At 64.9% G+C, this 26751-nt stretch carries 23 protein-coding genes and 1 pseudogene; 14 read left to right on the forward strand and 10 right to left on the reverse strand.

The annotated features are described in order from the left end of the window. The first annotated feature begins 7 nt into the window (after positions 1 to 7). Positions 8 to 2197 (forward strand): acetyl-CoA hydrolase/transferase C-terminal domain-containing protein, encoded by a 2190-nt coding sequence (locus tag WDO72_09335; protein MEJ0085874.1) that lies wholly within the window; start codon positions 8 to 10, stop codon positions 2195 to 2197. Here WDO72_09335 and WDO72_09340 read toward each other — a convergent pair. Next, on the reverse strand, positions 2166 to 2585 hold the full coding sequence (locus tag WDO72_09340; protein ID MEJ0085875.1) for a VOC family protein: 420 nt from the start codon (positions 2583 to 2585) through the stop codon (positions 2166 to 2168). The two genes, WDO72_09335 and WDO72_09340, sit on opposite strands and share 32 nt — an antisense overlap. 94 nt (positions 2586 to 2679) lie before the next feature. After that, the gene (locus WDO72_09345) at positions 2680 to 3822 is read right to left on the reverse strand and encodes a glycerophosphodiester phosphodiesterase (GenBank protein MEJ0085876.1); all 1143 of its coding nucleotides are present in this window, start codon (positions 3820 to 3822) and stop codon (positions 2680 to 2682) included. Positions 3823 to 3855: 33 nt separating this feature from the next. Between WDO72_09345 and WDO72_09350 the strand changes: the two genes are divergently transcribed. Both WDO72_09350 and WDO72_09355 read left to right on the forward strand, forming a co-directional pair. Further along, positions 3856 to 4605, forward strand: coding sequence for a hypothetical protein (locus WDO72_09350; protein ID MEJ0085877.1), 750 nt, complete (start codon positions 3856 to 3858; stop codon positions 4603 to 4605). A 44-nt stretch (positions 4606 to 4649) separates the two neighbouring features. Then, positions 4650 to 5309 carry a hemolysin III family protein gene (locus tag WDO72_09355; GenBank protein MEJ0085878.1) on the forward strand — a complete coding sequence of 220 codons (660 nt, stop codon included), beginning with the start codon at positions 4650 to 4652 and terminating at the stop codon, positions 5307 to 5309. A gap of 253 nt (positions 5310 to 5562) precedes the next feature. Here the strand turns inward: WDO72_09355 and acs are convergent. Next, positions 5563 to 7518: pseudogene (acs, locus tag WDO72_09360) on the reverse strand (acetate--CoA ligase). 96 nt (positions 7519 to 7614) lie between these two features. On the opposite strand from acs, the gene WDO72_09365 reads away from it, so the two are divergent. After that, on the forward strand, positions 7615 to 8469 hold the full coding sequence (locus WDO72_09365; protein MEJ0085879.1) for a DUF4097 family beta strand repeat-containing protein: 855 nt from the start codon (positions 7615 to 7617) through the stop codon (positions 8467 to 8469). On the opposite strand, the gene WDO72_09370 is transcribed toward WDO72_09365, so the two are convergent. Both WDO72_09370 and WDO72_09375 read right to left on the reverse strand, forming a co-directional pair. Continuing rightward, positions 8470 to 9384, reverse strand: a complete 915-nt coding sequence (locus tag WDO72_09370; GenBank protein MEJ0085880.1) for a 5'-3' exonuclease H3TH domain-containing protein — start codon at positions 9382 to 9384, stop codon at positions 8470 to 8472. It abuts the gene before it with no gap. 42 nt (positions 9385 to 9426) lie between these two features. Then, positions 9427 to 10143, reverse strand: a complete 717-nt coding sequence (locus WDO72_09375) for an iron-containing redox enzyme family protein (GenBank protein MEJ0085881.1) — start codon at positions 10141 to 10143, stop codon at positions 9427 to 9429. Positions 10144 to 10368: 225 nt separating this feature from the next. Here WDO72_09375 and WDO72_09380 point away from each other — a divergent pair, with 225 nt between their 5' ends. The 6 genes from WDO72_09380 (at position 10369) to WDO72_09405 (ending at position 20845) form a co-directional block, all read left to right on the forward strand. After that, complete coding sequence (locus tag WDO72_09380) at positions 10369 to 13644, forward strand: CHAT domain-containing protein (protein ID MEJ0085882.1); 3276 nt, start codon at positions 10369 to 10371, stop codon at positions 13642 to 13644. A 350-nt stretch (positions 13645 to 13994) separates the two neighbouring features. After that, complete coding sequence (locus tag WDO72_09385) at positions 13995 to 17207, forward strand: CHAT domain-containing protein (GenBank protein ID MEJ0085883.1); 3213 nt, start codon at positions 13995 to 13997, stop codon at positions 17205 to 17207. 51 nt (positions 17208 to 17258) lie between these two features. Continuing rightward, positions 17259 to 17825 carry a hypothetical protein gene (locus tag WDO72_09390; GenBank protein ID MEJ0085884.1) on the forward strand — a complete coding sequence of 189 codons (567 nt, stop codon included), beginning with the start codon at positions 17259 to 17261 and terminating at the stop codon, positions 17823 to 17825. A gap of 77 nt (positions 17826 to 17902) precedes the next feature. Continuing rightward, entirely contained in the window at positions 17903 to 19375 is a 1473-nt protein-coding gene (locus tag WDO72_09395; GenBank protein MEJ0085885.1) for a S8 family serine peptidase, read from the forward strand. A 69-nt stretch (positions 19376 to 19444) separates the two neighbouring features. After that, positions 19445 to 20065, forward strand: coding sequence for a sigma-70 family RNA polymerase sigma factor (locus tag WDO72_09400; GenBank protein ID MEJ0085886.1), 621 nt, complete (start codon positions 19445 to 19447; stop codon positions 20063 to 20065). A 12-nt stretch (positions 20066 to 20077) separates the two neighbouring features. Continuing rightward, entirely contained in the window at positions 20078 to 20845 is a 768-nt protein-coding gene (locus tag WDO72_09405; GenBank protein MEJ0085887.1) for a hypothetical protein, read from the forward strand. Here WDO72_09405 and WDO72_09410 read toward each other — a convergent pair whose 3' ends face one another. After that, a complete protein-coding gene (locus tag WDO72_09410) occupies positions 20846 to 21403 on the reverse strand; it encodes an HNH endonuclease (protein MEJ0085888.1) in 558 nt (185 codons plus the stop codon). A 259-nt stretch (positions 21404 to 21662) separates the two neighbouring features. On the opposite strand from WDO72_09410, the gene WDO72_09415 reads away from it, so the two are divergent. From WDO72_09415 to WDO72_09425, 3 genes are read left to right on the forward strand one after another with little or no spacing between them, the layout of a single operon-like run. Then, positions 21663 to 22790 (forward strand): NAD(P) transhydrogenase subunit alpha, encoded by a 1128-nt coding sequence (locus tag WDO72_09415; protein ID MEJ0085889.1) that lies wholly within the window; start codon positions 21663 to 21665, stop codon positions 22788 to 22790. A gap of 4 nt (positions 22791 to 22794) precedes the next feature. Next, entirely contained in the window at positions 22795 to 23100 is a 306-nt protein-coding gene (locus WDO72_09420) for an NAD(P) transhydrogenase subunit alpha (protein MEJ0085890.1), read from the forward strand. Continuing rightward, positions 23100 to 24533, forward strand: a complete 1434-nt coding sequence (locus tag WDO72_09425) for an NAD(P)(+) transhydrogenase (Re/Si-specific) subunit beta (GenBank protein MEJ0085891.1) — start codon at positions 23100 to 23102, stop codon at positions 24531 to 24533. The genes WDO72_09420 and WDO72_09425 overlap by 1 nt, the downstream gene beginning before the upstream one ends. A 71-nt stretch (positions 24534 to 24604) precedes the next feature. On the opposite strand, the gene WDO72_09430 is transcribed toward WDO72_09425, so the two are convergent. Then, positions 24605 to 25147 carry a TIGR00645 family protein gene (locus WDO72_09430; GenBank protein MEJ0085892.1) on the reverse strand — a complete coding sequence of 181 codons (543 nt, stop codon included), beginning with the start codon at positions 25145 to 25147 and terminating at the stop codon, positions 24605 to 24607. A gap of 64 nt (positions 25148 to 25211) precedes the next feature. On the opposite strand from WDO72_09430, the gene WDO72_09435 reads away from it, so the two are divergent. After that, on the forward strand, positions 25212 to 25697 hold the full coding sequence (locus tag WDO72_09435; protein MEJ0085893.1) for a cupin domain-containing protein: 486 nt from the start codon (positions 25212 to 25214) through the stop codon (positions 25695 to 25697). Between the two features lie 4 nt (positions 25698 to 25701). Here the strand turns inward: WDO72_09435 and WDO72_09440 are convergent, their stop codons facing one another. From WDO72_09440 to WDO72_09450, 3 genes are read right to left on the reverse strand one after another with little or no spacing between them, the layout of a single operon-like run. After that, positions 25702 to 26223 carry a DUF3106 domain-containing protein gene (locus tag WDO72_09440; protein MEJ0085894.1) on the reverse strand — a complete coding sequence of 174 codons (522 nt, stop codon included), beginning with the start codon at positions 26221 to 26223 and terminating at the stop codon, positions 25702 to 25704. Then, positions 26216 to 26401 carry a hypothetical protein gene (locus WDO72_09445; protein MEJ0085895.1) on the reverse strand — a complete coding sequence of 62 codons (186 nt, stop codon included), beginning with the start codon at positions 26399 to 26401 and terminating at the stop codon, positions 26216 to 26218. The genes WDO72_09440 and WDO72_09445 overlap by 8 nt, the downstream gene beginning before the upstream one ends. Further along, the gene (locus WDO72_09450; GenBank protein ID MEJ0085896.1) at positions 26398 to 26748 is read right to left on the reverse strand and encodes a DUF3619 family protein; all 351 of its coding nucleotides are present in this window, start codon (positions 26746 to 26748) and stop codon (positions 26398 to 26400) included. The genes WDO72_09445 and WDO72_09450 overlap by 4 nt, the downstream gene beginning before the upstream one ends. Between the last annotated feature and the right edge of the window lie 3 nt (positions 26749 to 26751).

Raw genomic sequence — 26751 nt, forward strand, 5'->3', positions numbered from 1 at the left:
GCCGCAAATGTTTGACGATGTGGGCGAGATAGTCGAGGAAACGTTGCGTCGGGTCGGCAAGCGGGTGTGTCTTGCATTGCCGCTGGGAATCGGTAAACCCAATCTCATCGCCAACGAGTTCTTCCGCCGCGCGCGCGGCGATGCGACGCTCGATCTGACCATCGTGACGGCGCTGAGCCTGCGCAAGCCGACCGGCGGCAGCGATCTCGAGCGGCGGTTCATCGAGCCGCTGGCAGCACGTATCTTCGGCAACTACCCCGAGCTCGATTACCTCACCGCGGTGCGCAAGGGCACGGTGCCGCCCAACGTGCACGTCATCGAATTCTTCCTCGAACCGGGGGCGCTGCTCGGATCGGCCCACGCCCAGTCGCACTATCTTTCGGCAAACTACACGCACGTCGCGCGCGACCTGCTCCAGCGCGGCGTCAACGTGATCGCACACGTCGTCGCGCGGCGCAATGCGGGCGGAGCCGCCGAGATCAGCCTCGGCAGCAATCCGGACGTGACCATCGATCTCATGCCCGAGATCGCGAAGCTGCGCGCCGCGGGGCATGCGATCGTGATGGTGGGGCAGGTGCACCGCGAGATGCCGTTCATGCTCGGCGCGGCGAATGCGGGGCCGGACGCGTTCGACCTGCTGCTCGATCACTCGCGTTACGACTACGACCTGTACGCGCCGCCGAACCCTTCCCTCTCCACGGTGGACCACGCCATTGGATTACACGCCAGCGCGCTGGTGCACGACGCGGGCACGCTGCAGATCGGCATTGGCGAGCTCGGCGACTCCATCGTCTACTCGCTGCTGTTGCGGCACCAGCAGAACGATGCCTGGCGGCGCGCGCTGCGCGACGCCGGTACCGAGCGCGCCGCACCACTGATCGACAGCTGCGGCGGCCGGGAATCCTTCACCGCAGGCCTGTTCGGCGCCACCGAAATGTTCGTCGACCAGATGCTCGACCTGTATCGCGCCGGCATCCTGCGGCGCCGCGTCTACGACTATCTACCGCTACAACGGGCTCTCGCGGCGAACGGCTCGAGCACACGTGTGGACGAGGCGCTGCTCGAAGGACTGCTGGCCGCGGGAGCGGGGCCACGGCTCCAGGCCGTCGACGTCGCCGCGCTCAAGGCCGCCGGCATCCTGCGCAGCGAGACCCGCTTCGACCAGGGCGCGATCGTTTCGCCCGATGGCGCGTGCATCGATGCGGACCTGTCGAGCGCGAAAACCCGCGCTGCGCTCGCGCGCGACTGCCTGGGCCTCGAGCTGCAGGGCGGCACCGTCATGCATGCGGGTTTCCTGCTGGGTCCGCGCGCATTTTATGCGGCGCTGCGCGACTTGCCGGAATCGGAGCGCCGCCTGTTCGACATGCGCAGCGTCGGCTACATCAACCAGCTGTACGGCAGCGACCAGGAGCTGCGCATCGCCCAGCGCTGCCATTCACGCTTCGTCAACACGGCGATGATGCTGACCACGCTCGGCGCCGCGGTTTCCGACGGCCTGGAAGATGGACGCGTGGTCTCGGGCGTCGGCGGCCAGTACAACTTCGTGGCGATGGCGCACGCGCTGCCTGGCGCACGTTCCGTGTTGTGCGTGCGTTCGACGCGTCGCAAGGACGGCAAGGTCACCTCGAACATCGTGACCTCTTATGGTCACACGACCATCCCGCGCCATCTGCGCGACGTCGCCATCACCGAATACGGCATCGCCGATCTGCGCGGCCGCACCGATGGCGAATGCGTCGCCGCCATGTTGAATATCGCGGACTCGCGTTTTCAGGAAGATCTGCTGGCGGCCGCCAAACGCGCCCACAAGATCGATGCGGGTTACCGGATTCCGGAGCAGTACCGGCAAAACCTGCCCGCGCGGCTCGAACAATCCTTTGCGGCCCAGCGTGCGGCCGGTCTGTTCTCCGAGTATCCGTTCGGCACCGATCTCACGCGCGAGGAGGTGGATCTGGCCCGGGCGTTGCGCTGGCTCAAGGACCACACCGCGGGAAAAACAGCGCGGCTCGGTACGATCGCGCGGGCGTTGTTCACGCCGGCGCGCCACGAAGATGACGGCTGCCTGGAAAGGTTGAAGCTCGGCCGGCCGGAAAATTTCAGCGAGCGCGTGACCGCGAAACTGGTGCGCCTCGGCCTCGCGCGCACGCGCGCGACGACCCCTCCAACTACTTCGCGAACAGCCGCGAAGGATCCCTGAAGGTCTTGAATTCGAGCGCGTTGCCGGACGGGTCGTACAGGAACATGGTCGCCTGCTCGCCCACCTGCCCGGCGAAGCGGATACCCGGTTCGATTTCGAAGCGCGTCCCGAGACTACGCAGGCGCTCGGCGAGCTTGTGCCACGTTTCCCACTCCATGACGACGCCGAAATGCGGCACGGGCACATCGTGCCCATCTACCTCGTTGTGGTGGACATGTTTTTTCTTCGCTGGGTCGAGGTGCGCAACCACCTGGTGGCCGAAAAAATCGAAGTCCACCCATTCGGAACTGCTGCGCCCCTCCGGGCAGCCGAAGAGTTCACCATAGAAACCCCGCGCCGCGGCCAGGTCGTGAACCGGAATGGCGAGATGAAACGGTTGCGGCATCAACGGACCATCAAACCAGTTCGGCGGCGACCTGCAACAACAGGAACGCAATACAAAGAGCCTTGGTGCATTTCTCGACCATGTTCGTACTCCCTTCTTATTTGCTGGCCCACCACTCGTCGCGCGCGCGCACGGCAAGGTCGGGGTGATCCGAAAAGAAACCGGTGATTCCCGCGTCGAGCAGCGCGTGGATCTCGGCGGCGAGATCACCGTGCGCGGCTGCGTCGCCCGCCGATCTTAGATCAACTGGCAGGAATTCGTTCTCCGCGCGCAACGTCCAGACGTGGATTCCCAACGCCTTGGCGCGCGCGCGCCTCGCCAGGCCGCTATCTACGGGGGTACGTCCCGAAAACTGGACCACCATTCCCTTGTGCGGGCCGATGGCATCGGCATAGGTGGCGATCTCCGTCAGACCCGCGTCCGACATCATGTCGAGGTAGGTACGCCGGTCGCCGGCCAGCGTGAAATCAAACGGTTGGCCGGCGGGCGCGACGAGCTGCACCAGCGGCAAATCCGTGCGGCCGCGCAGCGTCTTGAGATTTCCGACCTCGAAGGACTGCAGGCAGACCGGATCCGAGCGTTTGCTGTAGCCGTGGCGTTCGAGCGACGCGAGCATCCGGTCGTCGAAATGCAGACCGAGTGTTGCGAAGTAGCTCGGATGCTTGGTTTCCGGATAGACCCCGATGCGCGGCGGCGGCGGCTTGCCCGCGTCGCGCGCGAGTTGGGCGCGCTGCGCATCGGCGGCGGCCACCAGGTCGAGCACTTCGTCGAAGGTCGGGATTTCGAACACGCCGTCGTAGCGCGTATTCGCGCGCCGCAGTTCCGGCAACCGTTCGCGCGCGCGCAGGGTCTTCAACTCGGCGAGCGTGAAGTCCTCGGTGAACCAGCCGGTGACCTGCTCGCCGTCGATGGACTTGGTGGCCTTGCGCGCGGCGAACTCGGGGTGCGAGGCGACATCGGTGGTGCCGCCGATTTCGTTTTCATGGCGCGCCAGCAGCGCACCGTCTTTCGAAATCACGAGATCGGGTTCGACGTAGTCCGCTCCCTGAGTGATCGCGATGAAGTAGCCAGCGAGTGTGTGTTCGGGCACATACCCGCTGGCGCCGCGATGCGCTATGACAAATGGACGCGGCTCCGCCGCCAACGAGCTCGCCGTCATGAGAACTGCGCCCACGAAACCGGACATGACGTAACGCCAGAATGCCCCGCGCTGCACAGGTCGTCTTGTTTCGTGCTGCATCGAACACTCTTCTCTAACGGGGGTAATGCGCCCATGAAAACCACTGCCCGCAACTGGCTCAAGCTTACGGTGCGCAATGCAGCTTGTCTTTCACTCGGGCTCGCGCTGGCGGGATGCGCCAGCGACCGGCGCCCCGTCGTGGTCGGCCAGCCGCTGACGCTGCCGGCGCTCAACGACTACTGCGCCGCTGCGCAGAAGGAAATAGCGACCGCGCGCGTTCCCGCCCGCAACGTGGTGGTAACCGACTTCCAGGCCTTTTCGCGCGCCTCGCCGCAGGTGAAACCGCTCGAGACGCTGCAGTTCGTGGGTTACGCCGATCAGCAGCACCTGAAGCCGCGCATGATTTCCTGCAAGTTGCACAGCGCCGAGCGCATCCGTGCCGAATATGGCGCGACTGCCGCCGGTGAATCCACCACCTGCGCGCGGCTGAACCGCCGCACGCTCGACGCCGTGATGCTGACACTCACCGACCGGCAAAAGAAGAAGATGCCGTTCAAGGGGCCGATCGCGGTACTGCTCGATCCGGATGAACAGTCCGCGAACGAAGCCCAGTGGCTCGAAACTTTCACCATGGTGCAGACGGACGCCGGCGGCACGCTGCGCATCCGCGCCAAGACCCTGCGCGGCGAGGGCCCAAACCTGCGCGTGGGCTCGAAGAACGGCAACAACGGCCGCCAGTATTGCCACCTGATCGCGCCCGACTACCTCAAGCGCATCCTGACCGGCGAAGTGCAGCTGCCGAAAGCCGAGTATCCGGAGGCCGGGCAGACTGCAAGCCGGTGAGGTGAGATAACGCCGCGGCGCGCGGCTGGCATAAGCTCCGGCGGGTGACAACCGCCGTCCCTTCTCACTCGCGCCCCGCCTATTCCCGTCCCGAGGAATTCGCGCATGCGCTCACTGCCGGGCTCGGCATCGTGGCCTGCGCGATCGCGATTCCCTGGCTGGCCTGGGCCGCCGCCGGCGACCCTTTGCGCCTGGCCGGCGCCATGGTATTCGGCGTGACCGCCTTCGCCATGTTCGCGACTTCGGTGATCTATCACTGGGAGCGTTCGCCCGAACGCAAGCTGTACCTGCGCAAGCTCGACCATTCGGCGATCTATCTACTGATCGCGGGAACCTACACGCCGTTCACTCTGGTGGCCATGCAGGGCGCGTGGGGATGGTCGCTGTTCGGCGTGGTGTGGACTCTCGCGGTGCTCGGCATCGTCGCGAAGACCACGGTCGGCTTCCGCTACCCGCGACTGTCGACCATCCTGTATCTCGGGATGGGCTGGCTCATCGTGGTCGCGATCCAGCCGCTGCGCGCGAGCCTGACGACGGCGGAAATCGCGTGGATCGGCGCCGGCGGATTGCTGTACACCGGCGGTGTGCCTTTCTACATCTGGAAATCGCGCCGCTACACGCACGCCGTGTGGCATCTGTTCGTGCTCGGCGGCGTCGCCTGCCATTTCGCCGCCGTGCTGAGCCTCGTGAGCGGCAAGGACTGAGGGACCGGGCGGGCTACTTCTTGCGCCGGGCGCCCGCCGGTTTCTTTCGCGGCGCCTTGCGCACGGGCTTCGCGCGCTTCAACGGCTTCGGCCGCTTCGTTGCAACCTTGCGGGTTTTGGCGCTGGCGCGGGCGCGGGCGACGGGTTTCTTCGCGGCCTTGGCCTTTTTCGCCGTCTTCTTCCCCTTCTTGCGGGGCGGGAGAGCCTTTTTCTTCGGTGCGGTTTTCTTCGCGGCGGGCTGCGCGCCTTCGTCGCCGCGCAGCTGCTCGATGATGGCGGGATTCTCGAGCGTCGACAGGTCCTGCGTGATGTCCTCGTTGCGCGCGATGGCACGCAGCAGGCGGCGCATGATCTTGCCCGAGCGCGTCTTCGGCAGGTTGTCGGCGAAACGGATGTCGTCGGGCCGCGCGATCGCGCCCAACTGCTCGGTCACCCAGTCGCGCAGTTCCTTCGTGAACGCTTCGACCCTGGGGCCCGTCGGGCGATCGCCGCGCAGCACCACGAACGCGAACACGGATTCGCCCTTGATGTCGTGCGGCTTGCCGACCACGGCCGCCTCGGCGACCTTCGGATGCGCCACCAGCGCGGATTCGATCTCCATCGTGCCGAGCCGGTGCCCGGCGACGTTCAGCACGTCGTCGATGCGGCCCATGATCCAGAAGTAACCGTCCTTGTCGCGGTGCGCGGAGTCTCCCGCGACGTAGTAGCGGTTCTGGAAGGTCTCCCAGTAGGTCTTGAGATAACGCTCGTTGTCGCCCCAGATCGTGCGCAGCATCGACGGCCAGGGTTTGCGGATGACGAGATAACCGCCGGCAGCGGCGCCCTGCACTTCATCGCCGCGCGCGTCGACGATGGTGGCGTCGATCCCCGGCAGCGGCTGCGTGCACGAACCCGGCTTGGTAGCGGTGTAACCCGGCAGCGGCGAAATCATGATGCCGCCGGTTTCGGTCTGCCACCAGGTATCGACGATCGGACAGCGGCCGCGGCCGACGTGTTCGTGGTACCACATCCAGGCTTCGGGATTGATGGGCTCGCCCACCGAGCCTAACAACCTGAGCTTCGTCAGGTCGTAACGCGCGGGGATGTCGTCGCCGAGTTTCATCAACGCGCGGATCGCGGTAGGCGCGGTGTAGAAGATCGTCACGCCGAGCGACTCGATGATCTGCCAGAAACGCCCCGCGTGCGGGAAGGTCGGCGCGCCTTCGTAGATGACGACGGTGGCGCCCGCGGCGAGCGGCCCGTAGGCGACGTAGCTGTGCCCGGTCACCCAGCCGATGTCGGCCGTGCACCAGAAGACGTCATCTTCGTTGACGTCGAATACCCACTTGGTGGTGAGTTTCGCGCCGAGTAGATAGCCTGCGCTGCAGTGCTGGATGCCTTTCGGCTTGCCGGTGGAGCCCGAGGTGTACAGCAGGAACAGCGGATGCTCGGCATCGACCCACACCGGCTCGCATACGGGCGTCTGGCCATCGACCAGGTCGTGCCACCACAAGTCGCGCCCGGGATACATCGAAATGTCCTGCGCGGTGCGCTTGAGCACGATGACATGGCGAATGGTCGGGCAGCCGCTGGCGAGCGCCTTGTCCGCGGCTTCCTTGAGTTCGATGGCCTTGCCACCGCGCCAGCCGCCGTCCGCGGTCACCAGCACCACGGCGCCGGCGTCCTCGATGCGATCCTTGAGCGACAGCGCCGAAAAGCCGCCGAATACCACCGAATGCACAGCGCCGATACGCGCGCAGGCGTGCATTGCCACGATGGCCTCGGGCGTCATCGGCATGTAGATGACGACCCGATCGCCGGCCTTCACGCCCTGCGCGAGCAGCGCATTGGCGAAGCGGCACACGTCGGCGTGTAATTCGCGATACGACACGTGACGCACGTCGCCCGGCTCGCCGACGAACGTGAGGGCGGTCTTGTGACCACGCTCCTCGAGGTGCACGTCGAGACAGTTATAGGAGACGTTGAGCTCGCCGTCGCCGAACCAGCGGTAGTTCGGCGCGTCCGAGCTGTCCAGCGTCACCGAGAACGGCTTGTGCCAGCGCAACTCGCTACGCGCCTGCCGAGCCCAGAAACCCTCGTGATCCATGGCCGCTTCGGCCCGCAACCGCGCCACGTCCGCGGGCTTCAGGCGGGCTGTGGAGGTGAATTCGGCGGAAGGGGGGAAACTTCGCTCTTCGATGAGAACGGATTTGATGTTTTGGTCGCTCACGGGCGGAGGATACCGTATGAATTGCGCGGTCCTGTAAACCCAAACGGTCTCTGGGCAGTCTCAAGAACACAAGCCTCGCAATCCGGGAGAAATCGCATGCGTTCCAGATACTGGTTGATCCTCCTTGCCGCGGGTCCGGCCACCGCTTTCGCGTGGGGCGACTGTGATTTCCGCGCCGATCGTTCCGCCGGCATCGATGCCAAGGGCGTCGAAAAAGTCGTGATCCGCACGGGCGCTGGCGACATGAAAGTCGTCGGCCGCGGCAATGCCGTGCGCATCGAAGCTCGTGGAGTCGCCTGCGCCGCCAAGCAGGAATTGCTGGACGGCACACAGATCACCGTGCGCCGCGAAGGCAACGTGGTTTACGTCGAGACTGCAATGCCGCAGAACGACGGCGGCTGGAATTGGGGCCGCGGCGAATACGCATACATAGACATCGGCATCGCGTTGCCCTCCAACCTTCCGGTCGAGGCGACGGATTCCAGCGGCGACGCCGTCTTCGAGGATCTCAAGGCGCTGCAGGTGCAGGACAGTTCGGGCGATCTGGAAATCAGCCGGATCGCCGATCTCGCCGACGTCAACGACAGCTCGGGCGATCTCGAAGTCGATTCCGCCGGCAGCGTGCGGGTCCGCGACAGCTCGGGCGATATAGAGATCGAGGGTGTCCGCGGCGACGTGGACGTGGTGCAGGACAGCTCGGGCGATATCCATGTCGAGACGGTCGCCGGGAACGTCCGGGTCGAGCAGGACAGCTCGGGCGACATCCGCGCGGAAAACGTCAAGGGCAGCTTCGTGGTCGACTCGGACAGTTCGGGCAGCATCTTCGCCGTGAACATCAGCGGCGATTTCACGGTGAGTGACGACAGCTCCGGCGACATCGAACACGATTCGATCGGCGGCAGGGTGACGATTCCGTCGGACAAGCGCCGCGACGAAGCAGTCGAGCGGTAGTCAGGCCGCCGCACCTGCCTGTTGAAACGACAGCGGCAGCAATGCCAGCCGCTCGGCCTGCTTGCGCAGCAGCGGGCCGAAATTGTGGCGATCGAAGAATGAGGTGAGCGCAGTCACGTCGGGCGCGCGGCGCGACAGCTCGTGGCGCTGCACGGTGAGCGGCATGTCGCAGGCGATCTCGGTGAGGCGTCGCGCCAGGAAAGCGGCCTCGCGATGCTCGGCGAGTTTCGCGGCTAGTTTGCTCGCGCCGCGCACCTTGATTTCGGCAACGCGATCGAGATTGTCGTAGAGCTCTTCGAGCGACACGAATTCCTTCATCAACGCCGCGGCGGTGACGGAGCCGACACCGGGCACGCCCTTGATGTTGTCGACACTGTCGCCCATGAGCGCCAGGAAATCCGCGAAACGCTCGGGCGCGACGCCGAAGCGGTCTTCGATCTGGTGATACCGATAACTGGCGTTGTCGGTGTAATCCCAATACACGTCGTTCTCGCGGATGAGCTGCGCGAAATCCTTGTCACGGGTCACGAGGGTCGCGGGCAGACCCTCGCGCCGGCAGCGGGTCGCCAGCGTGCCGACGATGTCGTCGGCTTCGTATTCGGCATGGCTGAACGCGGGGATGCCTGCATGCCGGCAGAATTCCTGGCAACGCTCGAATTGCAACTTGAGATCGGCCGGCGGCGGATCGCGATTGGCCTTGTAGGCGGGAAAGATCCGGTTGCGGAACGAGGTAGACAGGCTCTCGTCGAAGGCGACCGCCATGTAACGCGGTTGCGCGCGTTCGATCAGGTCGCCGAGGAAACGCGCGAAGCCGAAGGTTGCATGTGCGGGATTGCCATCGCGGTCTGTCATGTCCGGCGGCATGGAGTAATAAGCGCGGAATACGTAGACCGACGCGTCGATGAGGTAAATCACGCGCGGATACTAAACGGAAAGAATGAGCCCTGGCGGGCTTCCCTAGGCGACGCGCCCAATCCCGCTGTTGGCCGCACCGCTGTCCGCCGCGGGCTGATGGCGCCGCTCGGCCCGCTGCAATGCGGCGTCCAACATCGTGGCGAACAACTCCGCGGTGTCATGCAGGCTTTGCGTCGCGAGCCCCAGATCGCGCGGCTTGCGAACGATCTGCTGGCAGCAATTGATCACCTGCGCGTCGCGTGCTTCGTCTACCACCGATCCTTCTGCGAGCGCGTGGAGCGCCTTCTCCGGAACGCCACCACGGCGGCACGCCTCACCCCACAGCGGATAGAGCAGGCGCGGCATCCGTTCGAAGAACCACAGGTAACCCACCAGTCCCACCGTCGCGCGTTCCACCAGCTGGTAGTGGGCATAGGCGGCAAGCGCGATGGTCTGGGGAAGTGGTGTGAGCGACACGCTGTCGAGGGCATTGAGCCCGAGCGACCGCAGGTCGTCGAGAAAGGAACGTCCTTGTTCAAAGGCCAGCGCGGGGACCGATAAAAGGTCTTGCCACGCGGACCAGTCCTCTGGGGGCACCACGTCGGCTGCGACTTCGCGCAGACGTGAGTGCACATTGATCACATGGTTGAGCTCGAGCAGCAGCTGTCGATGAGTGCTGGCGCCGAGCTGGCCGCCGCGGAAACGCTCGAGGATTTTCGCCAGTGACGAGGTCCGCGTCAGCATGTCGAACTCGAGGGAAAAAACGTCGGCGCTATTCATCCGGACCTGACTTTCCATGGGGCTTTGCGGCGGTCTCCTATGTAGTGTCACGACTTCAGGGTTTCTCTCACCTTGCGCTGTCATAACCACAAACTATTTTCAATCAAGGAGTTACTACAAACCCTGCCTACTTTTTCTAGCCGCGATTGCGGCCGCGCGCAGGTGCCTGTAAACATTGGCCCCACAACATCGAAGATTCGCGCCACCCAAGCGCAAAGGCCGGGTTTGGCTCCCAAGAACACATCGCCCCTGCGGCTTCGCCTGCTCCAGAGTTTCTGCACTGCCTGGGTGCTTTGCCTTTCCGGATGCACGAGTGGCTTCGACACGGAGCCGCTGGTCGAGTACTCCACCGAACTCAACATCGAAGGCAACAAGCCCCAGGTGGTGACCCGGCAGTTGCGGGCGGGTGTCTATCTGCTCGAGATCCGCGAACGCGACATCGATCTGCGCGTCAAGGTGGATGCCGCGACGAGGCACGCGGAACTCACCGATGCGTTTCTACGCCACGGGCTGCACCGGCTGGTAGTTAGCCTCGAGCAGCCCGCCGTGGTGCGCCTGACCTTGTCCAGCATCGACCAGCGCGGCTGGCGGGGCGCGGCCGCGATACGCGTGTTGCGCTGGCCGGCGGCGGCAGCCGACGCGCCGCCGGACGAACGGCTGCTCGGCTTCGAGGAACTGGGCAGGAGCAGTGAGCTGGTCGCGAAATCCGACACCGGATCGTGGCGGGCGGCCATCGCTCCGCTGCGTCAGGCGGCCGCGCACTTCCGCGCCGCCAACGATATCCAGTCGCTGGCCGAGGCCGAGTACCAGCGTGGCTGGGTCGAATTCAACCTGTTGTTCGATTTCGAATCAGGGCGCCGCACGGCCGAGGATGCGCTGGCGCATTTCAGACAGACGGACGACGAGGTCGGGGAAAAACGGGCCGCGATGCTGCTCGGCCTGCACGAATTCAACCTCGCCGCAAAGATGAGCCCGGATGTGCCGCGCACCGAGCAGCGTGCGCTGCTCGACAAGGCCGCGGAACGGATGCAGGACGCACAGAAGTTTTTCGAGTTGCACGGCCTTCAGACCGACGCGATGTACGCGATCAATCTGGGTTGTATCCGCGAATCGATTCTCGGCCGCACGGATCTGAACACACGCCTCTACGAGAAGCTGCTCGTGCGCGCGCGTGCGCGTGACGACAAATTCTTCCAGGCGGCCGCCATCCACAACCTCGCCTTCATCGCCCAGCACAAGGGCGACGTGGTGAAGGCGGCGGCGATGTATGGCGACCTGCTGCCGCTGATCGAGCGCGACCGGAATCCGGACATGTACGCGACCATCATCAGCAACCTCGGCTACTCGCTCATCGCGCTGGGCGAGTTCGATCGCGCGCTGGTTCTGCATACCGAAGCGCTCGACCTTTTTTCCTCGCGCGGCGACGAAAGCCAGACGGCGCGCGAGCTCGGCGCGCTGGCGGCGATTCAGTTCCGCTCGGGCAATGTCGAACGCGCACTGGCGACGATCGAAAGCGCACTGCCGCTGTACGAACGCTCACAGGATCGGGACGGACACGTCTCCGCGCTGCGGCTCGCCGGAAATGCCGCGGCCGAGCTCGGCCAGCACGACCTGGCGCTCGAATATCTGCGCAGCGCGGAGAAACGCGACAAGAACGGGATAACCATCGACCGTACCCGGGTGTTGATCGCCGGCGAGCTCGGCACTCTGGGGGACCTGCGTGGGGCCGAGACGACGTTGTCCGAGGTGATGCGCACGACCGACGAATCCACTCGCGCCGATGCAATTGCCGAACGTGCGCGGTTGCGACTGCGTCAACATCGCAATCGCGAAGCCCTCGACGACCTGCACGCGGCGGATGCGATCTACGAGCGACTCAAGCTCGACTTCAATCGCATCGACACCAGCTCCGCGCTGGCGCTCGCGTTGCTCGAAGCGGGCGACACCAGGGGCGCCGCCCACGCCGCCGACACGGCGGTGCGGATCGAGACCGGGATCCGCGTGAAAGCGGCCAACCCGGAAACACGAGCGCGCTTTCTGTCAGCGAGTTACGCACCTTATGAGGCGCGCATCGAAGTGGACCTCGCGGGCGCGAGCCCGAAAGATCCGGGTGCGATCTGGAAAGCGTTTCGCACCGCCGAAGCGATTCGCGCCCGTTCGCTGGCCGATCGTCTGACACACAGCGAACATGCGGGCGCCGTTCCGCACGACGAACAGATCGATCGGCTGCGCGAACAGATGACCGCCCTGCAGGTGGATCTCGAAAGGCGCACGCGCAAGCCAAACATGAGCGAGGACGCGTTGCTCGAGTTGCGTCGTCGAATCGACGAAACCCGCGCGCGTCTCGAGGCGCGCAGCCTGAGCCGTGGAGTGCAATCCAGTTCCGGTCTGGCGATCGCCGAATCGCGCGCCGCGGTGCAGGCCGCGTTGCCGGCGGATACCGCCGTGCTGGCGTATTTCGTCGGCGACGTGCGCTCGCACGGCTGGTTGCTGACGCGCACCGAGCTGCGGCACGTGACGTTGCCCGGCCGGCGCGCGCTGCAAGGTCTGGTCGGCGATTTCGTGCGGCGCCAGAGATCGCGTCTCGATACGCCGTCGAATGAAGCATTCGCGCCCTTGTTGGGCAACCTGCTCAACGGCGTCAGCGCCAAGCGGCTGCTGATCCTGCCGGACGGTCCTCTCAACGGCCTGCCGTTCGCCGCGTTGACCATGCCGCACGGCCAACCGCGCGAGCTGCTCATCGACCGCTTCGTGCTGACCGCCGCGCCTTCGCTGGCGCTCGCGATGCGGCCGTCTGTGCACAGCGCATCGCAACACACCCGCGTGGCCGTAATCTCCGATCCCGTCTATACGCCGGACGACCGCCGTCTGACGGTGGCCGCGCGGGATCAGGTCACCTATCGCGGCGGCGAAGAGCCCGTCACCGGATTCGCCCGCCTGCCCTATTCCGCCATCGAAGCGCGCGCGGTGGCACGCGCCTTCGAGGGCGCCGAAGTCATCGAGCTCACCGGCTTCAATGCGACCGTGCGGCGAGTGATCGAACTGCCGACGCGCGATCTCGACGTGTTGCATTTCGCCACGCACGCCGTGGCGCGCAAGGATGCGCCGGAGCAGTCGGCATTGTTCCTGACCGAATTCGCGGCCGACGGCACTCCACTGGCTGCCGATCGCCTCACCGCCGATGACATCGCGCGCAGCGGACTACGCGCCGACGTCGTGGTGCTGAGCGGTTGCGCCACGGGCGACGGCCGCGAACTGCGCGGCGAGGGCGTGCTCGGACTGACCTACGGGTTCCTGGCGAACGGCTCGCACACGGTCATCGGCTCGTTGTGGCCGGTCGAAGACGCGTTGACCGCGCGCTTCATGGAAGAGTTCTATGCCGCCTACCGGGTGTCCGGGCACGCGGCCGATGCCTTGCGAGTGGCGCAGCTGCGCACGCGCGGCACGGCTGCATCCGCCGTGTGGTCGAGTTTCGTGGTGCGTACCAGCGGCTTTCCCTGAACGCCAGCGGCGGCTGGCGAACTATCTACTCAGCGATTTCCGGGATCTGCGACGCGCGTGACGCGCCATCGACTCGTCGCGTTCGCACGAGCCATTTGTATTAAGTGTCACGACTGCCGGTTTTCTCTCACCTGCAGACCTCATCGGCGAAAATATTCTTCGGACGGACTTACTACAAACCCTGCCTACAAATTCCACCTGTAATTGCGGCAGAATGCACCGGTCTATAAACACTAGTCCCCGCCGCGTGAGATCGGCTGCAAATGTCCGTGCGCGATCGCGTCGCAATCTTTTTGGAAACGTTCTCGCGAATCGGCGTCCCGCAAGTCGTCGTTTGCGTCGCCTTTGTCATGGGCGTAAACGCCTGCTCGAACGGCGTGCGCCAGGATCCGGTGGTCGAGTTCTCGACCGAAGCGGATGTCTCGGGCGACGAGCAACCCCCGATAACGCGCGATCTGCAGCCGGGCGCGTACCTGATCGAAGTACGCGAGCGGGAGATCGACGTGCGCGTCATCATCGACGCTGGCGTGACCCATGCCGAACTGGAAGACAAGACACCGCGGCACGGGTCGCTGTTCAAGGTAGTTAGCCTGGATGCACCCGGCCAGCTGCGCGTGCGGCTGCGCAGCGTCGATCATCGAACCAAGAGGGGCCACGCCACGCTGCGCATCGCCCGGTGGAAGCGCGGGCTGCGTGCATCACCATCCGATCTCGAGCTGGGCTTCCAGGTTTTCGGAGAGGCTTTCGAACAAACCGCGATCGGCAAGCCGGAAGCGGCGGCGCGCGCGGCCGACCGGATGCACGAGGCAATTACGCGCTTCGAAGCAGCGCGCGACGATGCGGCGCGCGCGGCGGCGGCTTACGAACTCGCCAATGTGCAATATCTCAGCGACGAGTGGCCGGCGGCCGTCAGGGCGACGGAGACTGCGACGGAAGCCTATGCGGCCATCGACGATGACGCCGGCGTCCAGAATGCTGCCGCGCTGCGCGCCGCGATCGAGCTGGAAATCGCTTCGGGAATGAATCCCGGCACACAACGGGCGGAACAAAAAGGAATGTACGAGGCGGCCGACCGGCGCCTGGCCGAGGCCGCGAAGTTTTTTGGCGCGCGCGGCATGCCGGTACGTGCGGAATACGCGGTCAACATGCGCGGCATCCGGGCGTTGAACGTCGGCGACTACGATTCCGCCGACGAGTTTTTCTCGCAGGCCGTCGAGATGGCGGTTGCCAACAAGGACATCTCCGAACAGGCGAAGTCATTGGGAAACCTGGCGTGGGTACGTTATCGCCGTGGGTTCGTCGCGCAGTCCGCGCTCGAATACGAAAAACTGCTGCCGGTGATCGACAAGGACCTGCAGCCGTACACCTACGCGGTTCTGCTGGCTAACTACGGATTCGCGCTGATCTCGCTCGGAGACTTCGACCGCGCTCTCGAAGTCCACACCGAGGCTCTCGAGCTGTTCACCAAGGTCGATGACCACGACGAACGCGCCACCGAGCTGGCCGCGCTTGGCAGCCTGTACTTCCAGATGGGCGACGCGGAACGGGCCCTCGAGACGTTGCGCTCGGCGATCGTGGCGCAAGAGCAGGTCTCGGACACGCGCGGCCTTGCAATGACGTTGCGCGTCGCAGGCAACGTTTCCTCGGCGCTCGGATTACACGAGCAATCCCTCGACTACCTGCGCAAGTCTGCGCGGATCGACGCAAACCCGAACGGCGTGGCGCGCACCGGCGCCCTCATCGCCGGAGAATTGCGCGCGCTCGGCAAACTGGGGGCGGCCGAGGACGAACTCGCCAGTCCGCTCGCGTTCCCCAACTCCATCGTGCAAGCCAGCGCGCTGAAGGAGCGCGCATACATCCGGTTGGCACAAGGCGACGAGCGCGCGGCAATCGAGGATCTGCGTGCCGCCGACAAACAGTTCGTTGCGTTCGGCTTCGAGTTCGATCGGATCGACACGAATACCGAGCTGTCGCGCCTGCTGCTCGCCCGCAAGGATTTCGCCGCGGCCGGCGCCGCCGCGGATGAGGCGATTGCCATCGTGAGCCGGATTCGCGCCAAGTCCGCCAATCCCGAGTGGCGCGCGCGTTTTCTTTCCGCGCGGTACTCGCCGTTCGAGGCGCGCATCGCGGTCGATCTGGCTGATGTCGAGGGCAATCCGGAGGATGCGGTCTGGCGCGCGTTTCGAACGGCGGAGGATGTGCGTGCCCGTTCGCTTGCCGACGAACTCGCCTTCGACGTGCGTGGCGGGATGCGGACCGATGACGCAAATGCCGAAGCGCTGCGCGCGCGCCTTACGTCGCAACAGCTGCGCCTCGAAGCGCGCATGCAAAGACAGGACGCCGACGATGCGGGCACTCTCGAAGTACGGCGTGCGATCGAGGAAACCCGCGCCCTTATCGACCGGCACCGCCTGACGCAAGGCGGCATTGCGGCCGGTGAGCACGTGTTGGCGGCTTCACTTCAGCAGGTACAGAAGCGCCTGCCCGCGCACACCGCCGTGCTCGCCTATTTTGTGGGCGACACCGCGAGCCATGCCTGGTTGCTGTCGAAGCGCGGATTGCGACATTCGACGCTACCGGGCCGCGAAGTTCTGCAGCGTGCCGTCGACGACGCGATCGAAGAGATTCGTCGTGCGAAGGCCGGCGACAAGGCGCAGCGCAAATTGTCGGCGATGTTGTTTGGCCAGCTGCTCGAGCAGAGCGGCGAGAAACGGATGCTCGTCATCCCCGATGGGCTGTTGAACAGTGTGCCGTTCGCGGCGCTGCCGTTCGCGGCGAACGAACCAGCGGCGCTATTGGACCGCTTCGTGCTGAGTTATGCGCCGTCATTGACACTGGCTCTCATGCCGCCGCGCGCGGCGAGCGCCCACACCGCGCGTGCCGCGGTCGTGTCCGATCCGGTATATGCCCCCGACGATCGACGCCTGCAACTCGCCAGCAGTGCGAGCGGCGGAAATTTTCGCGGACCACCGCCGCCCTCCGCCAATCAGCTCACGCGGCTGCCCTACTCTGCGATGGAAGCAACCGCGGTCGTCAAGGCGTTCGGCAGCGCAGACACGCTGCAGCTCTCCGGGTTCGACGCGACGATCGCGCAGGTGCGTCAGCTGGCCGCAAACAACCTCGCGGTCTTGCACTTCGCCACGCATGCCCGCGCGCGGCGGGATTCCCCCGAGCAATCGGCGCTCTATCTGAGCGAGTACGGTGCGGACGGAAAGCTGCTGCCGGACAGCGCGCTCACCGCAGGCGACATCACGCGCTTCGGCCTGCGCGCCGACGTTGTCGTGCTTTCGGGGTGTGCGACCGGCGATGGCAGCGAATTGCGCGGCGAGGGAGTGCTCGGTCTCACTTACGGATTTCTAGCCAACGGTTCCCGTTCGGTGGTCGCGGCACTGTGGCCCATCGAAGACGCGTCGACAGCGCGACTCATGAGTGAGTTTTACCGCGCGTACAAGGCGTCCGGGAACGCGGCGGAAGCGCTGCGCACCGCCCAGCTGCGGGTGCGCGCCAGTGCGTCGCCGTCGGTCTGGTCGAGTTTCGTGGTGCGTGCCAATCAGTTTCCGTGATGGCCGCATTTTTTGATCAACAAACGGCTGCATCAAGGAGAGGTATCACTCATGAACTGGAACCCAATCAATCGCGGCAGGAAGCTTGGCATCTCGCTTCTGACCGCAGCGCTGACATTGAGCGCGGCACCATCGCTCGCGGGTGACGCGAAGCTGGACGAGACCCTGACGGGCTGGGTCGGCAGGGAATACACGATCGACACATCGACGATCAACGACCACATCCCGATCGGCGGCAAGATGACGTTCGTATTCGACTCGGACGACAACGTGATTCGAGTCTGTACGCGCACCGCCGCGAATCAGAGCCAACCGTGGCGCATGGATTTCGCGGTTCCTTGCGGCGTCACGCTCACGTTCACGCGCGGCACGCGTTATTGCACGCTCGAGGATGTAAAAGCCGGCAACGCCGAGGTACTTTCAAGTTGCCATCGCCTGCGAAGCCGCGACATCGCGATGCGGCCCGCCAAGGTGAAGGGTGCGGTCGAACTCAACGACATGATCGTGTTTTTCGTCCAGGGTGAAGGCGGAGAACGCGTCATTTCGATCCTCGTGGACTCGCCGTCACGCGTTACGGAGAACGGTCAGGCCACGGGCAAGGGCGGCGGCGGCGGCTGACATTGCGCTCGCCATCGCGGCGACTGGTCGCGCTGCTGAGTCCGCTAATCGCGGCAAGCTGCGGCGTATCGCTTGCGTTGGCGAGTTCTCCTCACCTTTGCACTAACGATGAATCTTGGGTCGCGGGTGGGCAGCGTGCCCCACCCGCGGTCGCAAGTTATCTGGATTCTCTCGGCGACCGGCCGTTCGACCTGCGGGCCGCCTGCGCGCTGTGGGCCGGCAGTTTCTCCAAACGCCATCTCGCCGCCGCGAACGGCCAGTCGAAATCGAATCCGGTCGCCGCGCGTCTGATCATCTTCCCCAGCGAGGGGACCAATCTTCGCCAGCTCATCGACCGGCTCAAGCAGACCGGACGCGTGCGCGGCATCGAGCGCTCCCGCAATTTCGTCGTCGCCGAGTTCTCGCGTCGCATGTCGACACGGGAGCTGCGGCTGGTGCTGGACGCGCCGCAGATCGAGTACGCGGAGCCCGATTGCGACGGCCCGGATTTCCTGACGACGTCTATGGAGCTCGAGGCAAAGGACTCCTCGATCCGCAATTGCTGGCAACGCACGGCGCGCGCCACGTACCCGAACGATCCGTGCATGGATGAGCTCTGGGGTCACACCAAGATAGGCTGGGACTCTGGAGTCGCCGCCCGCTCGCTGCCCCGCCTGGTCGCGATACTCGATTCGGGCATCGATGCGGCCCATCAGGATCTCGGCACGGGTGTCGTGCTGCGGATGGTTTCTCACGAGTCACCGCATTCGCAGGGCGGCCAGCTCAACGCGCGGTGCGCAACCAGCGGACGCTGTTATCCCCACGGCACCGAAATGGCCGGCACGATCGGCGGCCGCATGGACAACGGAATCGGAATCGTTGGGGTCGCTCCCAATAGCCAGCTGTTGCCCATCGTCATAAGCCGTATCGACCACGGCCTCCTCGGAAGGCTTTCGACGATCGCGGCCGGCATCGACGCGGCGGTTCTGGACGACGCGGACATCATCAACATAAGTGCGAAGTGGCCCGTGGACAGTCGCGCCATTTCCCAGGCCGTCAGCAATGCGGTCGGCGGCAAAGCTGCGAACCGCCGCCTGCTCATCACCGGGTACGCGACCAGCCTCGACATCGACGAGACGGTGCGGGAGTACTTCCCCTCGCAGTATCGGTGCATACCCGGGGTGCTCGCCGCCGTCCCCGCCGACATGCGCGGCCACGATCTGTTCAATCCTAAGGGACGACCAGATCCCGACGACGGACGGATTCAGGCTCCCGGCGTGGACATCGTGGTGACAACCACAGAGAATTCCGAGCAAGGTTACGCACTGTCCGGGTCGGCGGGAGCTTCGAGCGCCGCGGCCTATGTTTCCGGTGCGGTAGCTCTCGTCTGGGGCAGCCCGCCGCTGAACACATGCGACGCCCAGCAGATAAAACAACTGCTGTTCTGCAGGAGCAAGAGCAGCGCTTCCACGCGGTATCCATGGGTCCATGTCGAATTCCTCCGTGAGCTCGCGAAAGTCGATCCCGGCGCGGACTGCCGTGGCGCCATGGAGGCGCTCGGATGCAACTAACTACCGCGGCGCGGGTGTCGCTTGAGCACGGCACCGGTCGACGAGATCGAACGCATCGTCGCCGCCGCCTTGGCCGGCGACGCGCGGGCTGAATCGCAAATGCTGGTTGCGTTGCGTCCGGGTGTCCTGGCGGTGCTGAGATTCGGCGCCTTTCATCGCTGGATCGATCCCGAGGACCTCGCGCAGGAGACCCTGCATATCGTCATCGAGCGCGTCCGCGCGCGCACCATCGACGACCCACGCAAGGTGTTCGCCTTCGCCGCGGCGACGGCGCGCAATCTCGCGCTCAACGCGGCGCGCAAGATGCTGCGGCAGCAGACGGTCGTCGACTCGGAGCTCATCGATGAGCTGGCGCACAACCTCGAGATGGAGCCGAGCGATCTGTCCGACTCCGACGACCGCCATCTTGCCCAGTCGGTCGCGGATCTCATCGAAGAGCTACCCACCGAGCGCGACCGGCAGGTCATCGTCCGCTTCTATCTAGATGGAACGGACAAGCAGCAGCTGTGCCGGGACCTCGGACTTTCCCCTAAGCATTTCGACCGCGTGCTGATGCGCGCGCGCAGCCGGCTGCGCACCATCATTGAGCGGCGCGCGCCTCACCTGGCCCTTTTCCCGCGAATCACAGCAATTTTGTTGCCCTTGGCGCTGTCTTTCACATTTTGGGTGAGACATTTTGGCCCCTGGTGACACAACTCACTCATGAAGTCTCTCGATCAGAATTCTCTCGAAGAGCAGACGAAGCTGGTCTCGCGTTATGTCGCGGGCGACCTGTCCCGTTCCGAACGCGCCGAGTTCGAGGCCTGGCTAGTTGCGTCCCCCGAGCTGTCCGCCGAGGTCGAGATGGAACGCCGGCTGCGGCGTGGCATCGCGAGTGCGGCGCGGCGCGGCTGGCTGAAGCGCGGCGCCGCCATTGAGCCGTTGACGCCCAGCCATCGCTGGCGCGGCGCGATTGCCGCCAGCTTCGTGCTCGGACTCGTGGCGCTCGGTCTGTCCCTGGTGCTGCCGCAACGAAACGCCGAGCAGATCGCGTCCGTCACGGCCGCCGAGCAACGCGAATCATCCCACCGGATGGCCTCGCGCACCGTGCGGCTCGCATCGGTTCGCGGCATTGCCAGCCAGCCAGATCTGGTTTTTGCGCCGGCTGACGCGCCGGCCAAACTGGTGTTGGAGCCGGACGTCGTCGTCCTCACCTGCGAAGACGGCAGCATGTTGCTCGAGTGCGGGGGCGGTGCCGCTCCGTACACGCCGCAGTACCCGGAATACGAGATCGAGCTCGTCAAGCGCAGCAACTCGAGGCTGGTTTTCCGTTCGGCGCGGCAGGCGCCGGTGGCCCGCAACCAGTTGTCGTTCGAGCTGCTCGACGTTGGCGAGCTCGAGGTGGGCAACTACGACCTGATCGTCCGGGGCCACGCTCCCGACCACGAGGAAGTCGTGGCCAGATACTGGTTACGCGTCAACGCGAAGTAGTTAGCTCAGGTACTTCCGGATCCGCGCGTGCAGCGGCGAATGCCTGGGGAAGTGCGCGCGCAGGTATTCCATCTGATCGGCGAGCACGCGCCGGCCCTTCAGGAAAATGTACTCCGCGTAGGTCGGCGTGAACGGCACCGCGATCAGCTGCATCTTTGCCTGCTCGGGCGTTCGCGACGCCTTGAGGTTGTTGCAGCGGCGGCACGCTGCCACCACGTTCATCCACACGTCCCGGCCGCCCTGGCTGAACGGGCGGATGTGATCGCGCGACAACTCGCGCACCGGGAAACGCTGCGCGCAGTACAGGCAGAAATGAGCATCACGCCGGAACAACGTCTGGTTGTTGAGCGGCGGCACGTAATCCTGGCGCGTATTGCCGGGGTTGCCGGTGTGCCCGACGGTTGCGACGATGGAATTCACCTCGAGCACGGTGCGAAAACCCGTGAGTGCGCTCACGCCGCCGTACAGCTTGAATAGCGGGCTGCCGCAGGTATACGCCACCTGCTCCTGGTGATAGAGCCGCGCGGCTTCCTTGTAGTCGATCCATTCGAGCGGCATTCCGGACACGTCCGTGCGCAGGACGAGCTGGGAGAGCGCACGGGCAGTATTGCCCGCGATGAGCTGCAGATCGGGATGCAGCTGCGACGAATACCCGTCATCTGCTTTTTCTAGGTCGATGCCCAACATGAGGCATGTAAGATAGACCAGTCGTGTGCGAGAATTCAACGTCGCAAGACATTCATTTAACACAGGAAAAGAAGGCCTTTGGTGACATAGCCACAGGCCTCGTCCTTAGAAGTACGGGGAGTCAAGCCCAATGCCGATCACGATAGGCGCGCTGCGAGAGAGCGCGCCCGGTGAAACTCGCGTCAGCCTCGTGCCCGAGGTGGTCGACAAGTTCATTGCCACGGGTGCGCGCGTGGTGCTCGAGCCGGGCGCCGGCGTGCGAGCCCAGTTCCCGGACGCCCTCTATAAAAAGGGCGAATGGGCCAGCAGCTCGAGCGCGATCCTGTCGCAGGCGGACGTGTTGCTGACCGTCGCCCCGCTCAGCCTCGAGCAGATCGGGCAGCTAAAACCCGGCGCGGTGGTCGTAGGATTCATGCAGGCGCATGCCCGTAAAGAAGAGGTGAAAGCGCTGCGCGACCGCAAGATCACCAGCTTCGCCGTCGAGCTGATCCCGCGCATTTCGCGCGCGCAATCGATGGACGCCCTGTCGTCCCAGGCCTCGCTGGCCGGCTACAAGGCCGTGCTGATCGCGGCCAACAACCTCGAAAAGTTCATGCCCATGCTCACCACCGCGGCCGGCACGATCCGCCCGTCGCAGGCGCTGATCATCGGTGCCGGTGTCGCGGGCCTGCAGGCCATTGCCACCGCCCGCCGGCTGGGGGCGGTCGTCGAGGCGTATGACGTGCGTAGCGCAACGCGCGAACAGGTGAAGTCGCTGGGCGCCAAGTTCGTCGAGACGGGCGTCAGCGCCGATGGTGTCGGCGGCTACGCTCGCGAGCTCACGCCCGAGGAAAAGGCCAAACAGCAGGAAGCGCTCGATGCGCGCATCGGCGCCGCCGATGCAGTCATCGCCACCGCGTCCGTGCCGGGCCGCAAGGCGCCGGTCATCATTTCGAAGGCGGCGGTCGAACGCATGCGCGCCGGTTCGGTGATCGTCGACATCGCCGCCGAACAGGGCGGCAATTGCGAGCTGACCCGCGCGGGAGAAACCGTCGTCCACCAGGGCGTGAAGATCATCGGGCCGGTGAATCTGGCCGGCACGCTTGCCTACAACGCCAGCGAGATGTACGCCCGCAACTTGCTCAACTTCCTGAAGCCCGCCATCGACAAGGCGGGTGAGCTCAAGATCGACTGGGCCGATGAAGTATTCGCCGGCGCCGTGCTCACGCACGACGGCGCGATCAAACATGAAGCCACCCGGAAAGCGGTGGAGGGTTAATCAGATGACTGGAATCGTTGCGCTTTACATCTTCATGCTCGCGGCCTTCACCGGCTACGAGATCATCGCCAAGGTGCCGGTGATCCTGCATACGCCGCTCATGTCGGGCTCGAACTTCGTGCATGGCATCGTGCTGGTCGGCGCCATGGTCGCGCTCGGTGGCGCGGTCACGCCGCTCGAGAAGATCATCGGTTTCGTCGGTGTGTTGCTGGCCGCCGGCAACGCCGTCGGCGGTTACGTCGTCACCGAAAGAATGCTGGAGATGTTCAAGTCCTCCGGCGCGAAGAAAAAGACCGGAGGCGGTCACTAATGGATTCCGCGATCTCCCAACCGGGTTTTTTCACGCCCTTTCTGCTGATCGACATCAGCTATTTCCTGACGGCCGCGCTGTTCATCCTCGGGCTCAAGCGCATGAGCTCGCCGGTCACCGCGCGCAGCGGCATCCTGTGGGCCGGCGCCGGCATGCTGGTCGCCACGCTGGTCACTTTCCTCTACCCGGGGATGACCAATTACATCTGGATCATCACCGCGATCGTGCTCGGCTCGCTGATCGCCTGGTGGAGCGGACGGCGCGTCGCGATGACCGACATGCCGCAGATGATCGCGCTGTACAACGGCATGGGTGGCGGCGCGGCCGCGGCCATCGCCGCGGTGGAGCTGTATCGGGCGGCCATGGCCCATGTGGCGGGCACGGCGGTAGGCCACAGCAGCATGGTGCTGTCACTGGCCGTGATCGGCGGCATCATCGGCGCCATCTCGTTCAGCGGTAGTTTGATCGCCTGGGCGAAGCTGCAGGGGGTGCTCAACAAGACCATCCGCTTCGGCGGGCAGAAGTTCGTCAACGGGGCGCTGTTTCTGGGCTCACTCGTGGTGGGCGCAATCGTCGTTCTGCACCACGGCGCGGATCCGCTGCACGTCACGCTGATCTTCGTACTCGCGCTGCTGTTTGGAATTGCGATGACGCTGCCCATCGGCGGCGCCGACATGCCCGTGGTCATCTCGCTGTACAACGCGCTGACGGGGCTCGCGGTCGCCTTCGAAGGCTTCGTGCTCGACAACGCGGCGATGATCATTGCGGGCACCGTCGTGGGGTCGGCCGGCACGCTGCTCACGCAGCTCATGGCCAAGGCCATGAACCGCTCGCTGGCCAACGTGTTGTTCTCGGATTTCGGTTCGGGCGGCGGCGCGGCCGCGACCGCCGTGAGCGGCTCGATGAAACCCATCGAGGCCTCCGACGTCGGCGTCATGATGGCGTTCGCGCAGAAGGTGATCGTGGTGCCCGGTTACGGCATGGCCGTGGCGCAGGCGCAGCACAAGGTCTGGGAGATGTGCCAGCTGCTCATCGATCGCGGCGTCACCGTGAAGTTCGCCATCCACCCGGTGGCGGGCCGCATGCCCGGCCACATGAACGTGCTGCTGGCCGAAGCCGGCGTGCCCTACGACCTCATCGCGGATCTCGAGGAGATCAACGCGGAGTTCGAGACGGCAGACGTGGCGCTGATCATCGGCGCGAACGACGTGGTGAACCCGGTGGCGCGCACGGATAAATCGAGCCCGATCTACGGCATGCCGATCCTGAATGCGGACAAGGCGAAGAACGTCATCGTCATCAAGCGTGGCCAGGGCGCTGGGTTCTCAGGCATCGAGAACGCGCTGTTCTTCCTCGACAACACGCGCATGTTGTACGGCGACGGACAGAAAGCCGCGGCAGAACTCGTCAACGCCATCAAGGCGGCGGGATAAGGGTGCCGCGCCTGAAGGTGCCGGGTGGGGAAAGTGGGGAGTCCTCTCCCCACTTTCCCCACCCGGCACCTTCAGGCGGTCGGCGAATGGTCGCGGTGTTTGGCGAACGACATCTTGTCGAGCACGCCGAGCAACACGGCGGACACCACGAAGGTCATGTGGAGAATGATGTACCACATGATCTTTTCGTTATCGGTGTTCTCGGCCTGCATGAAAATGCGCAGCAGGTGAATCGAGGAGATCGCGACGATGCTCGCGGCGACCTTGAGCTTGAGCGTTCCGGCATCGAGCTTGCCGAAGCCCAGGGTGTCGCTGCCCTTCGTATCGATGCTCGATACGAAGTTCTCGTAGCCGGAGAACATCACCATCACGATGAGACTGCCGACCAGCGCGATGTCGATCATCGACAGCACGATGAGCACCAGGTCGGATTCTTCCATCGTGAGCAGGTGCTGGAACACGTGCCAGGCTTCCTGGAAAAATTTCACACCCAGCGCCAATAACGCCAGCGACAGCCCGAGGAATATCGGCGCAAGAATCCAGCGCGACGCAAACAACGCGCGTTCGATGATCTCTTCCAGCTTGGAACCCACTGCCCGCTCCTCGGATTTCATGGCGCGCGTATTGTAGCCATACGGCCGTGCTTGTAGGCTCGACCGGACATCACGAGGGGGTTTCATGATCACGCGCCGAGATTTGATTGCCGCATCCATCGCGGCCGCCGTCACATTCGCCTGCGTCACCGTCGCCAATACGCCGTCACAGGTCCTCGATTCGACCGCCTGGGCGTGGAAGGACATGGTGGTCAGGAAGACCGAGGTCGGCGAACGCCGCGACATCGTCGATCAGGCGACGCGCACGCTCGACCGGCTCGAGATGCACATCACCACGCTCAATCCGCACACCGCATCGCACCCGCCGCATACGCATCCGAACGAAGAGATGGTCATCGTCAAGGAAGGCACGCTGCAGGCGCACGTCAACGGCAAGGAAGTCGTGGTGAACGCGGGTGGCATCCTGTTCTATGCGTCCATGCAGCCGCATGCGGTGCAGAACATCGGCGATTCGCCGGCGACGTATTACGTGATCAACTGGGCGACGCCGGCTTCGGCCGCGGCCGGCAAGAAGATCCCCAAAACCCCGGCGCCGGAGGCGGCGAAGTAGTTAGCTACTGCTGATGCCGCTCCTGGCGGGCGCGGCGCCGCTCGAGCATGCGCTGCCGTTCCTCGGGTGAGGCGTTCTGCCAGCGCTCGCGCAGGCGGCGGCGTTGCTCGGGCGTGAGATTCTTGAAGCGGTGGTAGTTGTCGCGCACGCGCTCCTTCTGGTCGGGCGGCAGCTGCTGGTAACGGTGCCAGCGTTTGCGCGCCAGCTCGCGTTGCTCGGGACTCAAGTCCTTCCAACGCGAAAACCGCTCCTGCGCCTTCTGCCGCTCTTCGGGCGACATCGCCGCCCAGCGGCGCGTGCCGCGCAACAGGCGCTGCTGCTGCGCCGGGTCGAGCGAGTTCCAGCGCTCGCGGAACCGGCTGAGCGTCTTCTGTTCCTCGGCGCTCAGAGATTCCCAGCTCGTCGGCGCCGGGGCACTGACAACCGGCTCGTCGGCGCGCGCGCGGCCGGCAACCGCGCAATGCAGGCCCACTGCAAACAGCGCGGCCAGCGCCGCGCGGCGTGAGAGCACGTTTCGGCTAGTCATGATCTTTGCCTTCGACGGGAGCTTTCGGCTTCTTGCCGCTGCCCGCGAGATTGTCGATGTCGGCCTTGGCGAGGAAATCCGAGAAATCCCCGTCCTGCGAGTCCTCGTTCACTTCGTCGATGCCGCCCAGGAATTCCAGCAGGTCTTCGTCGGGCTCGGTTTTCTTCGGCTCGCTCATGACTCCACTTCGCCCGCGGCCCACTCGTAGAACTCGAGGTCTTCTCCGTCGTCGACGAAATCGGGCGCATCGGCATCGGCGAGCAGATCGATGTCCTCGACCGGGCTCGCGGTCGGCGTCGGTTCCACGACCGGATTACGCGACCACATCACCACCGCCAGCACCGCGGCGGCCGCAGCGCCCGCCGGCACATAGGAACGCCACCAATGCCGCGCGGGCTGCTGCAGCTGATCGAGCGCCGCGTGGCGCGCCTGCGTGAGGCGCGACAACGTGCGACCGTCAAGCCGCGCGGCGCTCTCGTCGAGCACATCCTGCGTACGTTTTTCGAACGGTGTCTGCTCATTCATGGG

The sequence above is a fragment of the Pseudomonadota bacterium genome, from assembly GCA_037200975.1.
Taxonomy (GTDB): domain Bacteria; phylum Pseudomonadota; class Gammaproteobacteria; order Steroidobacterales; family Steroidobacteraceae; genus CADEED01.

What these genes read in the sequence shown, in the direction of transcription:
- WDO72_09390 (MEJ0085884.1), top strand. Translation starts at nt 17,259, where the DNA reads ATGAACTGGAACCCAATCAATCGCGGCAGGAAGCTTGGCATCTCGCTT.
- WDO72_09345 (MEJ0085876.1), bottom strand. Translation starts at nt 3,822, where the DNA reads ATGCAGCACGAAACAAGACGACCTGTGCAGCGCGGGGCATTCTGGCGT.
- WDO72_09405 (MEJ0085887.1), top strand. Translation starts at nt 20,078, where the DNA reads ATGAAGTCTCTCGATCAGAATTCTCTCGAAGAGCAGACGAAGCTGGTC.
- WDO72_09335 (MEJ0085874.1), top strand. Translation starts at nt 8, where the DNA reads ATGTTTGACGATGTGGGCGAGATAGTCGAGGAAACGTTGCGTCGGGTC.
- WDO72_09420 (MEJ0085890.1), top strand. Translation starts at nt 22,795, where the DNA reads ATGACTGGAATCGTTGCGCTTTACATCTTCATGCTCGCGGCCTTCACC.
- WDO72_09440 (MEJ0085894.1), bottom strand. Translation starts at nt 26,223, where the DNA reads ATGACTAGCCGAAACGTGCTCTCACGCCGCGCGGCGCTGGCCGCGCTG.
- WDO72_09350 (MEJ0085877.1), top strand. Translation starts at nt 3,856, where the DNA reads ATGAAAACCACTGCCCGCAACTGGCTCAAGCTTACGGTGCGCAATGCA.
- WDO72_09425 (MEJ0085891.1), top strand. Translation starts at nt 23,100, where the DNA reads ATGGATTCCGCGATCTCCCAACCGGGTTTTTTCACGCCCTTTCTGCTG.
- WDO72_09430 (MEJ0085892.1), bottom strand. Translation starts at nt 25,147, where the DNA reads ATGAAATCCGAGGAGCGGGCAGTGGGTTCCAAGCTGGAAGAGATCATC.
- WDO72_09450 (MEJ0085896.1), bottom strand. Translation starts at nt 26,748, where the DNA reads ATGAATGAGCAGACACCGTTCGAAAAACGTACGCAGGATGTGCTCGAC.
- WDO72_09375 (MEJ0085881.1), bottom strand. Translation starts at nt 10,143, where the DNA reads ATGAATAGCGCCGACGTTTTTTCCCTCGAGTTCGACATGCTGACGCGG.
- WDO72_09435 (MEJ0085893.1), top strand. Translation starts at nt 25,212, where the DNA reads ATGATCACGCGCCGAGATTTGATTGCCGCATCCATCGCGGCCGCCGTC.
- WDO72_09445 (MEJ0085895.1), bottom strand. Translation starts at nt 26,401, where the DNA reads ATGAGCGAGCCGAAGAAAACCGAGCCCGACGAAGACCTGCTGGAATTC.
- WDO72_09410 (MEJ0085888.1), bottom strand. Translation starts at nt 21,403, where the DNA reads ATGCCGCTCGAATGGATCGACTACAAGGAAGCCGCGCGGCTCTATCAC.
- WDO72_09415 (MEJ0085889.1), top strand. Translation starts at nt 21,663, where the DNA reads ATGCCGATCACGATAGGCGCGCTGCGAGAGAGCGCGCCCGGTGAAACT.
- WDO72_09385 (MEJ0085883.1), top strand. Translation starts at nt 13,995, where the DNA reads ATGGGCGTAAACGCCTGCTCGAACGGCGTGCGCCAGGATCCGGTGGTC.
- WDO72_09365 (MEJ0085879.1), top strand. Translation starts at nt 7,615, where the DNA reads ATGCGTTCCAGATACTGGTTGATCCTCCTTGCCGCGGGTCCGGCCACC.